The organism is Shewanella sp., assembly GCF_048265805.1.
In the GTDB taxonomy this organism is placed as follows: Bacteria; Pseudomonadota; Gammaproteobacteria; order Enterobacterales; family Shewanellaceae; genus Shewanella.
Window position 1 is genome coordinate 20,829 of record NZ_JBLXAT010000035.1, and the last position, 11,808, is coordinate 32,636.

General features: G+C 44.8%; 5 protein-coding genes and 2 pseudogenes. 5 read left to right on the forward strand and 2 right to left on the reverse strand.

Going from position 1 to position 11,808, the window contains the following annotated elements; all coding sequences use genetic code 11:
- Positions 1 to 18 precede the first annotated feature (18 nt).
- Positions 19 to 1,425 carry a replicative DNA helicase gene (gene dnaB / locus ACN0TT_RS18120; RefSeq protein ID WP_417763551.1) on the reverse strand — a complete coding sequence of 469 codons (1,407 nt, stop codon included), beginning with the start codon at positions 1,423 to 1,425 and terminating at the stop codon, positions 19 to 21.
- A gap of 113 nt (positions 1,426 to 1,538) precedes the next feature.
- Between dnaB and ACN0TT_RS18125 the strand changes: the two genes are divergently transcribed.
- Both ACN0TT_RS18125 and ACN0TT_RS18130 read left to right on the forward strand, forming a co-directional pair.
- The gene (locus ACN0TT_RS18125; protein WP_417763552.1) at positions 1,539 to 3,740 is read left to right on the forward strand and encodes a S46 family peptidase; all 2,202 of its coding nucleotides are present in this window, start codon (positions 1,539 to 1,541) and stop codon (positions 3,738 to 3,740) included.
- 250 nt (positions 3,741 to 3,990) lie between these two features.
- Complete coding sequence (locus ACN0TT_RS18130) at positions 3,991 to 6,963, forward strand: TonB-dependent receptor (RefSeq protein ID WP_417763553.1); 2,973 nt, start codon at positions 3,991 to 3,993, stop codon at positions 6,961 to 6,963.
- A gap of 580 nt (positions 6,964 to 7,543) precedes the next feature.
- Here the strand turns inward: ACN0TT_RS18130 and ACN0TT_RS18135 are convergent.
- Positions 7,544 to 7,828 carry a hypothetical protein gene (locus ACN0TT_RS18135; protein ID WP_417763554.1) on the reverse strand — a complete coding sequence of 95 codons (285 nt, stop codon included), beginning with the start codon at positions 7,826 to 7,828 and terminating at the stop codon, positions 7,544 to 7,546.
- Positions 7,829 to 8,142: 314 nt separating this feature from the next.
- Between ACN0TT_RS18135 and ACN0TT_RS18140 the strand changes: the two genes are divergently transcribed.
- From ACN0TT_RS18140 to ACN0TT_RS18150, 3 genes and pseudogenes are all read left to right on the forward strand, one after another.
- A complete protein-coding gene (locus ACN0TT_RS18140) occupies positions 8,143 to 11,094 on the forward strand; it encodes a TonB-dependent receptor (RefSeq protein WP_417763555.1) in 2,952 nt (983 codons plus the stop codon).
- Between the two features lie 357 nt (positions 11,095 to 11,451).
- Positions 11,452 to 11,517: pseudogene (locus ACN0TT_RS18145) on the forward strand (IS200/IS605 family transposase); the annotation flags it as partial.
- Positions 11,518 to 11,521: 4 nt separating this feature from the next.
- A pseudogene (locus ACN0TT_RS18150) lies at positions 11,522 to 11,808 on the forward strand (DDE-type integrase/transposase/recombinase); the annotation flags it as partial.

An 11,808-nucleotide genomic window follows, 5' to 3' on the forward strand; every position in this document is an offset into this window, starting at 1 on the left:
CACTTGAACATCTCAATGCTAATCCTCTTCAAATTGCGGACCAGCATAATTGTCAAAGCGTGAGAATTTACCTTGGAAGGTTAAGCGCACGCGACCAATCGGACCGTTACGCTGTTTACCGATAATAATTTCGGCGGTGCCTTTATCGGGTGAGTCATCGTGATAGACCTCATCACGATAGATAAACATAATTAAGTCAGCATCCTGCTCAATAGAGCCTGATTCACGCAAGTCCGAGTTAACAGGGCGCTTGTCGGCACGCTGTTCAAGTGAGCGGTTGAGCTGTGATAGTGCGATAACGGGGATCTCTAACTCTTTTGCCAACGCTTTAAGCGAGCGCGAGATCTCGGCAATTTCTAGGGTACGGTTGTCAGCCAGTGCGGGCACCTGCATCAACTGCAAATAGTCGACCATGATCATCGATAGCCCGCCATATTCCCGCGCAATACGTCGCGCGCGGCTACGTACTTCGGTTGGCGTCAAACCAGAGCTGTCGTCAATGTACATTTTGCCCTTTTCGAGCATCAATCCCATGGTAGACGATACACGCGCCCAATCGTCATCATCCAACTGACCAGTACGAATACGGGTTTGGTCGACGCGACCGACCGACGCCAACATACGCATCATGATCTGTTCTGACGGCATCTCTAAACTGAAAATCAGTACAGGTTTGTCTTCACTGAGCGCCGCATTTTCACACAGGTTCATCGCAAAGGTGGTTTTCCCCATAGACGGACGTGCCGCTACAATCACCAAATCGCCCGATTGGAAACCGGCGGTCATCTTGTCGAGATCACCAAAACCAGAAGAAACCCCGGTCACACCGTTATGCGGGTTGTTATATAGTTGCTCAATCTTATCGACCGTCTTTTCCAGAATGGTCTTAATCCCTTCTGGGCCCTCATTGGCATTGGCACGTTGCTCGGCAATCTTAAAGACTTTCGTTTCCGCAAGGTCGAGCAACGCGCTGGAATCACGCCCCTCTGGGTTATAGCCCGCATCAGCAATCTCATGAGCAACGCGGATCATCTCACGCACCACGGCACGTTCACGCACGATTGAGGCGTAGGACAGAATATTACCGGCACTCGGGGTGTTTTTGGCAATCTCACCGAGGTAAGCAAACCCACCTGCATCTTCCAACTCGTCGGTCAGCTCAAGCTGCTCAGATACAGTAATTAAGTCGATGGGCTGACCTTGCTCGGTCAGACTCTGCATGGCACTAAAAATCAACTTGTGAGCGCGCGAGTAAAAATCTTCTCGCACCACGGCTTCTGCAACTTTGTCCCATGCTTCGGCATCCAGCATCAAGCCCCCCAATACAGATTGCTCTGCTTCTATGGAATGAGGTGGCAATTTCAACGCTTCGGTTTGCGCGTCTTTACGTTTGTCACGTGAGCTGAAAGCAGCAGGCTGTGGCATAGCGTTTCTGAATCTCCAATTGATGGGTAAAACGTGTTATAAAATCGGCGACTAATTGTTGATACAAATAACTCCAATGGCTTCACCATGGATTCAACACATAAGGAAAGCTCATGCGTATCGCTCTGGCTGTAGCACTGGCACTGTCATCTTGTGCATCTATCGCGGATGAAGGTCAGTGGCAACCTTACCAAATGCCTTCAATCGCGGACAAGCTCAAGGAAAGCGGCATCACCATTCCCGCAAAACAACTGGCGGATCTTAGTCAATATCCGATGAATGCCGTAGTTGGGCTGGGGTATTGTACCGCCAGTTTTGTTTCGCCAAAAGGCTTAGTAGTCACTAATCATCACTGCGCTTTTCGAGCCATTCAGTATAACTCCAGCGCCGAACATGATTACATGAATGAAGGCTTTCTAGCGCGCTCAATGGATGAAGAACCCTCGGCTGGCCCGAATGAGCGGTTATATGTGACGGAAGATGTCAAAAACGTCACCAAAGAGGTGACTGACGGGTTGCCTGATGCCGCATTAGCTCGTTATCAAACCATTGAAGATCGCAGTAAAGTATTAGTAAAAACCTGCGAAAGTTCAGATAATTATCGCTGTAGTGTGCGTAGTTTTCATGATGGATTGGAATACTATCTCATCAAACAATTGATGATCCGCGACGTACGCTTAGTGTATGCACCAGCAGAAAGCATCGGCGCCTTTGGTGGTGATATCGACAACTACGAATTCCCTCGTCACAGCGGCGATTTCTCTTTTTTACGCGCCTACGTGGGCAAAGATGGGCAACCAGCGCCCTACAGTGAAGATAACGTCCCCTATGAGCCAAAGAGCTATCTAAAAATTAACAGCAATGGTGTCAAAGCGGGTGACGGTGTTTTTGTGGCGGGATATCCGGGCCGGACTAGCCGCTATAAACTGCCATCGGAACTCAAATTTGCCAGCGAATGGGAATATCCACAACAAGCCAGCCGTTACCAAGCGCGCATTAACACAATCACCGAAATGGGTAATGCCGATAAAGCGCTCGAAATCCGCTACGCGGGCACGATGGCGAGCATGGCCAACCGCATGAAGAAGCTCAATGGTCTGCTTGATGGGTTTCACAAAACCGATATTTTGGGGATCCGTCAGCAACAACAGCAAGCCTTTATTGCTTGGCTGAAGCAACAAAAGAATGATGTTGCATTACAGCAAATCGACACGCTCGAACAACTATTAAGCCAGCAACAACAAGCCTATCAGCAAGAGTTCTTCTTTGACAATGTGAGTTCGTCAACGCTGCTAGACACCGCTATTCGGCTTTATCGTCTCGCTAAAGAGCAACAAAAACCGGATGCTGAACGTGAACCAGGCTATCAAACACGCGACCTCGACATGTTCGCCTCGCGCTTGAAACGCATCGATTCATCGTTTGCACCCAGCGTGGATAAACAGCTATGGCTGATGGATCTTGAAGCATACATACAACAAGATGCACGCATAGCGGCGTTTGACCAGTGGTTAGCTGCACAGGATACCCAAGAACTACCACAACTGGTGGACCGACTTTATCAACGCAGCGAACTCACCGACCAAGCCAAGCGCCTAGCGTGGATGCAGCAATCACCCGCGGCATTTGAACAGTCTGATGACCCATTCATTCAGCTCGCGGTAAAGCTGTATGACACCAATATGCAGCTGGAACAACAACACAAGCAGTTAGCGGGGGAACTATCGGTGGCTCGCCCAGCGTATATGGCCGCAATCATTGCGTATAACCAAGCCCAAGGGAAACCAGTTTACCCAGATGCTAACGGCACGCTGCGGATCAGCTACGGTAAAGTCGATGGTTATCAATCTCGCGATGCCGTCTACAAACAGCCATTCACTCGGGTAGAAGGGATTTTAGAAAAAAATACTGGCATCGCCCCGTATAACTCACCGCAAAAATTGCTTGATGCCATCAAAGAGCGTCGCTTTGGTGATCACCTCGTCAAAAGCGTATATCCCGACAATCGCTCTTGGTTGTGTCGCCTATTCTCATGTGATGCTGAACCAGAACAGTTCAACTCAGTGCCCGTCGACTTTTTATCAAGTGTCGACACCACTGGCGGCAACTCCGGCTCTCCTGTGTTAAACGGCAACGGTGAATTAATCGGCCTAAACTTTGATTCTACTTATGAGGCAATTACTAAAGACTGGTTCTTTAACACTTCAATAACACGCGCAGTACATGTGGATATCCGTTATATCCTGTGGATGATGGATAAAGTCGACCACGCGGATAATTTGAAACAAGAGCTTACAATTACAACAGAACAATAATCTGTTTCTCTGAGAATTTGTAACATCTTTGCGAACCCTGCTAGCAGCAGGGTTCGCGCACACAATGGCCTGCCACATAAACAATCACCCCGCACCAAAACCAATCATTTAACGTATGAACACAATAAATTCATCATTGAAACATTTAACCCGTTAATGTAATTAGTTAAGTGGGTTAAAAATAAAAACTCAACAAAAAAAACAAGTTTTAACACAAAGTTAACACACTTTACTATTTCAAGGAAGGTTAATGATGAAACAAGCAACTTTTCGGCGGACGATCTTAGCAGCTTCAGTGTCTGCATTATTCGCCTTAAGTACGCCAGCATTTGCAGCCAGTAATACTGATGGCGCAATTCGTGGTGAAGTTGTATCAGCCAATGATGCTCCACTTACTAATGCAACTATTACCATCAAAAATACAGAAACAGGCTTAACTCGTGTTCTTACTACGGATGAAAATGGCCGCTATCAGGCGATGAGATTACCCATCGGTAAATACTCAATCACCGTTAACGCTGCGGGTTATGACAGTAAAGTACAAGATGACGTTAGTGTTACAATTGGTAGTAATTCTAATGTAACCTCGGTACTAAACCAAACAGGTATGGAACGTCTTGCCGTTGTAGGCAGCCGTATTTCCTCAATTGACACAACGTCTTCAGAAGCCTCCATGGTAATGAGCCAAGTTGAAATTGAACGTATGCCTGTACCAAAAGATGTGACCAGCGTAGCTCTACTTGCACCGGGCACGACTCGTGGTGATAGCCGTTTCGGTAATTTGGCTTCATTTGGTGGCTCATCTGTCGCTGAAAACTCATACTACATCAATGGCCTTAACGTTACTGACTTCCGTAATGGTGTAGGCTTCTCTAATGTCCCATTCGATTTTTACGATCAATTCGAAGTAAAAACAGGCGGTTATTCCGCAGAATTTGGCCGTGCTACTGGCGGTGTCGTCAATGCTGTAGTTAAGCGCGGTACGAATGAATGGAAATTTGGTGCAAACGTCTATTATCGTCCGGATTCTTTAAGAGCGGATGCTCCTGACAGCTACACAAAAGACGGTGATTTATACATCGGTAACAACGCCGACTATCAAAATAACCTACGTGGCAACGTATACGCTTCTGGTCCATTAGTTAAAGACAAACTGTTTTTCTTTGCCATGTACCAGCCTCAGACAGATAAAACCGAAGGTGTGACCAGTTACGGTGCAACTCTAGAACGTCAGAAAGCAGACAATCCTTTTTGGGGTTTAAAACTCGACTGGAACATTGCAGACAACCATACCCTCGAATTTTTAGCATTTTCTGATGATGATGATGCCAAAACCCATTCATATGATTACGATTATGAAACAAGTACTGTTGGCGAAGAAAGCCCAATCGTAGCGTCAGATAAATCGGGCGGTACCAACTGGGTTGCCACCTACACAGGCCAATTAACCGATGATTTCACCGCGAAAGTAACTTATGGTGTCAACAAACGTAATCTGACCTCAGACAGTAACTTAAGCTCTGAGTGTAACCTGATCTACGATCGCCGCGGCGGTACCGTGACAGATGTTGGTTGTGCAAGCTCTGCAGACTATTTTGTAGAACGAGGCGAGGACGAACGTAAGGAATTTCGTGCCGATTTTGAATGGCTTATCGGCATGGAGCACACGCTACGTTTTGGTTATGACTTAGAGAAAAATTCATCCTTCAGTGATACATCTTATTCAGGCCCCGGTGGCATGTACTGGATGTACTATGACGTAAATGACCCATCTGTAGGTGCACCTTTAGCCAATGGAGTAACTACTCCTGTTGGCTTAACCCAGTATGCGATGTCACGCGAATATTCTGTTAACGGTAATTTTGAAACTAAATCTCAAGCAATTTACTTAGAAGATCAATGGCGAGTTACCGATAACGTTACTTTATCTTTGGGAGTTCGCTGGGATTCATTTGATAACATGAATGCTAATGGCGACAGTTTCATCAAGATCGATGATATGTTTGCCCCACGTCTTGGCGCTTCATGGGATATTAATGGCGATGGTAACTCGAAATTATTTGCTAACTATGGCCGTTACTATCTGCCAGTTGCCAATAATACCAACGTACGTTCTGCAGGTAACGAATTTGACGTAAGACGTTACTATGCGTTGCAAGGTACCCAAGATACCGAAATCCTCGGTAAACAAATTCCACTGCCAATCCTTGGTGACCAAATTGGTCCAGATCAAGTTACTAAAGACGGTTCAATTCCTGATACTGAAGCTGCTGTGGATCAAGATATTGACCCAATGTATCAAGATGAAATCATCATTGGCTACCAAGGTATGCTCGATGAGGACTGGTCTTGGGGAGTTAAAGGTACACAACGTGAACTAAAAGGTACACTTGACGATTTTAGTATTGGCCAGTACCTAGAAGCAACCTACGGTTGCCAAGATGGAACAGATAACTTTGTACTAGGTAACCCAGGCAAAGATCTAACCGTAAAAGTTGACACCACTTGTAACTCTGACAATTACACGCCAAACGAAATGGTGACAATTCCTGGTTCGGCATTGGGCTATCCTGAAGGAGAGCGTAAGTATTATGCTGTTGACTTAACGCTGGATAGAGCATGGCGTGAAGACTGGGCGTTCAACTTTACCTACACATGGTCCCACTCATACGGTAATACTGAAGGTTTGGTAAAATCTGATAATGGTCAAGACGATGCCGGCGCAACCCAAGATTTTGACTATCCAATTCTGATGGATGGCGCTTATGGTAACTTGCCAAACGACCGTCGCCACATGTTCAAACTGTATGGTTCATATGCAGTTACTGATGATTTGAGTGTAGGTGCTAATTTAAGTATTGAATCCGGTCGTCCATTGAACAAATTGGGTGTTGGTAGCCCTGAAGGTGTTCCGGATTATGGCGATACCTATTACACCATGAACGAGGATGGCACTTATACCAAAAACCCTCGTGGTAGTGCAGGACGCACAGACTGGACCTATCGTTTAGATTTGTCAGCTTCTTATGTATGGGAAGTGGCAGACGATTTAGACGTGATCCTAAAAGCCAACATCTACAACGTATTTAACTCTCATGCTGAAATTCGCCGAGTTGAAACAGCCGAAGATGGTGAACCTGGCTTAGCTTACGGTTACTACGATGCCGTTGCAGCATACCAAACTCCTCGTTACATGGAGTTTAGTGCTAGCATCAAGTTCTAAAATTATTAAATTTTAGTATGCACTCAAAGGCGTAGCATTTGTTACGCCTTTTTAATTTCATAACTGCGCTATGCAGTGGCATTTAATATTCTGAACATTAAAGAGGCTGTATCGCAGAACGAGCACTATGAATCGGATGTTGGTGTTGTTAACCAACACTAAGGTGCAGCCTACCAAGGTGAGATCCCGAACGTTTATCAAACAAAGACCGATCGGAATGTAAACAGTTTTCGTTTTGAAATTATACGGTTTGTGCTGTTCAAAAATGATACGAAGACCAGTTAATCATCAGCCTGATGAAATAGTGAGCACTCATACTCTCGTCCTGTGCAGCCTACGATGGTAGTGTTCACGCTATGTTGAGTTCTCACTTAGTGCACGCTTCTAACCGAACGTCATAATCTGAGCATTCAAGCAATCAAAAACGCTAGATGGTTAACCCAACCCATCTAGCGTTTTTTAATAAATCATAGCAGTACAACTAACCTTGCCAAATATGCCATATAAAAATGCCCAACATTAAGTTGGGCATTTTTTGAGTAAATATACTGCCAATAATTAGGATTAGCAGCAATACACCTTAGAACTTAATGCTAGCACTCAATCTTACGTAACGAGGGGTTTGATAATTTGTAGGTAACAGATAATCTGGGTTAGGAGCACCAAGATAGATATCACCACGAGATGAATCATAGCCATCATAGATTTCCGCAACTTCGTTCACTTCGGTAACTTCATCATTATTGAAAATGTTAAACACGTCGGCACGGAAGGTAATGTCTGTAGATTCAAGCTCTAGAATATACTGCAGTGACAAATCCAAGTTCCAAGTGTTTGGCGTACGCCCCATTGAGCCACGTGGCACAATCTCACCATCTTTGGCAAATGATTCAGCATCATACCAAGTTATCTAAATCACCAATACATGACTGGGCAACCACTTAGCCTCACATTAAGTACAGATTTTCATTAGTTGATAATCGATTGCCTAAATACCTCTTTTCCTTCCATCTGACTTTTGTCACTCAGCAGGCCTACTTTAGCTTGCACGAGCTCACATGTTTAACAAATGTTGAATTATGTTTTTATATGTGTGTAAAATGATAAATACGGTGTCACAAAAGACCCCGTGTTAACAAAAATATTACAAAAAATTTTGCCGCAAGGAAGGTTAAAGAAATGATGAAAAAAAATTTTAGGCGTTCGCTGATCGCTGCATCAGTGTCTGCTATGTTCACACTAAGTGTTCCCACGTTTGCTGCCAGTAATACCGACGGTACCATCCAAGGTAGCGTATTAACTCAAACAGAAGCTCCGCTCAGCAATGCATCTATCGTGATAAAAAATAAGTCTACGGGCTTGACACGTACTATCACTACCGATTCTAGCGGAAAGTACCGCTTACCACGATTACCTATCGGTAACTACACCCTTACGGTAACTGCTGAAGGCTACAGCGAAAAGGTCATAGATGATGTGGTAGTCACTATCGGTGGCAGCTCAGAAGTTACAGCAGTTATGGATATGGCAGGCATGGAGCGCTTGTCTGTTGTAGGTAGCAGAGTAGCAGTTATTGACACCACGTCCTCAGAATCGTCGTTAGTGATTTCTCAGGCAGAAATTCAACGTTTACCAATCCCCAAAGACATTACAAGTGTCGCATTGCTAGCACCGGGCACTACACGAGGTGATGATCGCTTTGGTAACTATGCGTCTTTCGGCGGCGCATCGGTAGCGGAGAATGCTTTCTATATTAACGGTCTAAATGTTACAAACTTCCGTAACGGCCTTGGTTTTTCGAATGTACCTTTTGATTTTTATGAGCAGTTTGAAGTCAAAACTGGTGGTTACGGTGCTGAGTTTGGCCGTTCAACTGGCGGGGTTGTCAATGCTGTAGTTAAACGTGGTAGCAACGACTGGGAATTTGGCGGCAACGTCCTTTGGCGCCCAGATGCACTGCGTGAACAGTCACCAAATAGCTATCTGTCTAATGGCGATCTATACATTGACAATTCAGGTGACAAGTATGACAACATCGAAGGCAACGTCTATGCTTCCGGTCCTATCATCAAAGACAAACTGTTTTTCTACGCTATGTATCAACCCCGTAGTACAAGCCAAGAACAAATCACCCAAGAAGGGTTTGGTAAGCAGGAAGTGTCGTCGGACAACCCATTCTGGGGCTTAAAGTTAGACTGGAACATTGCTGAAAACCACACATTAGAATTTTTAGCATTTTCAGACAAAAATGATGAAGAAACAGACAGCTTCAACAAAACCGATGCAGGAGCATGGGACTATCTCTCGACTGCGACAGAAAATGCTGGTGGGGATAACTATGTATTTACCTACACAGGTCAATTAACCGATACGTTTACAGCTAAATTAACTTACGGTGTAAACAAATATAATCTAACAACTTTAAGTAGTAATTCAACAATTTGTAACCTATATATTGACAACCGTGAGGATGCAACACGCACTTATCCGGGGTGTGCTTCAACTGCCGACTATAATTTAGAGGAAGGTAGTGATGAACGGAAGGAGTTTAGGGCAGATTTTGAATGGGCTGTTTCAAATAATCACGTAATAAGTTTTGGTTATGACCTTGAAAAAAATACCTCCACATCTCAGCAATTCTACTCAGGTCCAGGAGGTGTTTACTGGTCTTACTACGATGTTGCCAACCCAACAGTCGGAACCCTCCTACCAAACAAAGCAACAACCCCAACTGGCGTCACTCAATATGCGCGCTCACGTTTACGTACAGTAGGTGGCAACTTTAAAGTAGACTCCCAAGCTGTATACCTTGAGGATACATGGACTGTTACTGACGATCTGACGTTGAGTTTAGGCTTACGCTGGGACTCATTTGATAACATGAATTCCGAAGGGGACAGTTTTGCTAAAATTGACGACATGATTGCTCCTCGTATTGGGGCATCATGGGACATCAACGGGGATGGAGAGTCAAAACTGTTTGCTAACATTGGCCGCTACTTCCTGCCTATTGCAAGTAATACCAACGTGCGCCTTGCGGGTAACGAGTATGATGTATATCAGTATTACGTACTCGAAGGTACCCAAGACGAGTTGATTAACGGTGTAAACGTACCAACACCTATACTCGGTGCCCAGATTGGACCAAATCAGTATAACGCTGATGGTGTCGTACCAAATACCAATGAAATTGTGGACCAGGATCTAGATCCTATGTACCAAGATGAAATCATCGTTGGCTATCAAGCTATGATTGATGATAACTGGTCATGGGGAGTCAAAGGAACACAACGTAAACTTAACGGTGCTATTGACGATTTAACTATTGATAGTTGGATTGAAGAAACCTATGGCTATACCCCTTCTTCTAACGTCTATATTCTAGCTAACCCTGGAGAGGATATTAGGGTCAGTGTAGATACTACTGGTAATGGTGATTATGAGATGGTCACGATTTCAGGAGATGAGCTGGGATATCCAAAGGCTGAACGTACCTATTATGCTTTAGACTTAACATTAAGTCGTAGTTGGGCGGATGATTGGACTGCTGACTTCACTTATACTTGGTCTCACAGCTACGGTAACCTTGAAGGCTTAGTTAAATCAGATAACGCTCAGGGTGATGCTGGGCTAACTCAAGATTTTGACTTCCCAGAGCTGATGGATGGTGCATACGGTAATTTACCTAATGACCGTCGACATATGTTTAAGGTCTTTGGCGCTTATAGCGTGACAGAAAATCTCACGTTAGGTGCTAACCTTAGCATCGAGTCTGGTCGTCCTAAAACGAAATTTGGTGTTGCAACGCCTTACAGCCTGCCTCCTTATGGCGATACTTACTATACGCAAAATGAAGACGGCACATTCGATTATAACCCACGTGGTAGTGATGGCCGTACTGATTGGGTATATCGTGTTGACTTATCAGCGTCTTATATATGGGAAGTTAGCCAAGACTTAGATGTAACACTAAAAGCAAACATCTATAACGTATTTGATTCTTCGGCCACAATTCGTAATTATGAATACGCTGAATTAGGAGAGCCTGGTGTAGCGGATCCGTACTATGGTGCGGCAAGAGCTTACCAAACACCTCGTTATTTCGAATTTAGCGCGAGTGTGAAATTCTAATACGAAGAAAGAAGAACAAAATTAAAACGTTCCTCTAAACATGAAAATGCCAGTCGATTTTACCGACTGGCATTTTTTCTTTTAGGGTGGCCTTTGATAAAACCTTGTCGCACGTGATGCAAGGCTGACAATCTGTGTCGCTTCTGTTTTTACCGCGACAAAGCGCATTGATGCCCGTCCGGCTGTCTCAGCTATCACGTCGGCATCAATAAAGTCGTTATTATTGCCTTTGACGTACGGCTTTACATACTCTGGGGGATGATTTTAACTTGATGCTCAAACTGTTGACAAAGACGTCCGAGCCAGTGTGCACCGCCACAAGCCTCGAAAGCAATAGTCGTGGGTGGTAGTTGCTGAAAGCTATGTGAATGGAAAAGTGTGAATATTCTGGAAGCGGAGTGTTGTATAGATCATATCCATATGCAACCACAAGCATCCAGTCGCCCCTAATTTGCTAGAGCAGAACTTTACTGCAAATGCGCCGAACCTGAAGTGGGCTGGCGATATCACGTATCTGTACACCAACGAAGGATGGCTCTATCTGGCTGTAATTATTGACCTTTACTCTCGCGCGGTGGTGGGGTGGTCGATGGCAAGCAGAATGACATCGGAGCTTGTTTGTGACGCTTTGAGGATGGCATTATTCCGCCGAAGCTTTCCTACCGGCGTGATTGTCCATAGCGACCGAGGCAGCCAATACTGCGCAAACGATTA

Coding starts and splice junctions, on each gene's coding strand:
- ACN0TT_RS18125 (WP_417763552.1), top strand. CDS start 1,539: ATGCGTATCGCTCTGGCTGTAGCACTGGCACTGTCATCTTGTGCATCT.
- ACN0TT_RS18140 (WP_417763555.1), top strand. CDS start 8,143: ATGATGAAAAAAAATTTTAGGCGTTCGCTGATCGCTGCATCAGTGTCT.
- dnaB (WP_417763551.1), bottom strand. CDS start 1,425: ATGCCACAGCCTGCTGCTTTCAGCTCACGTGACAAACGTAAAGACGCG.
- ACN0TT_RS18130 (WP_417763553.1), top strand. CDS start 3,991: ATGATGAAACAAGCAACTTTTCGGCGGACGATCTTAGCAGCTTCAGTG.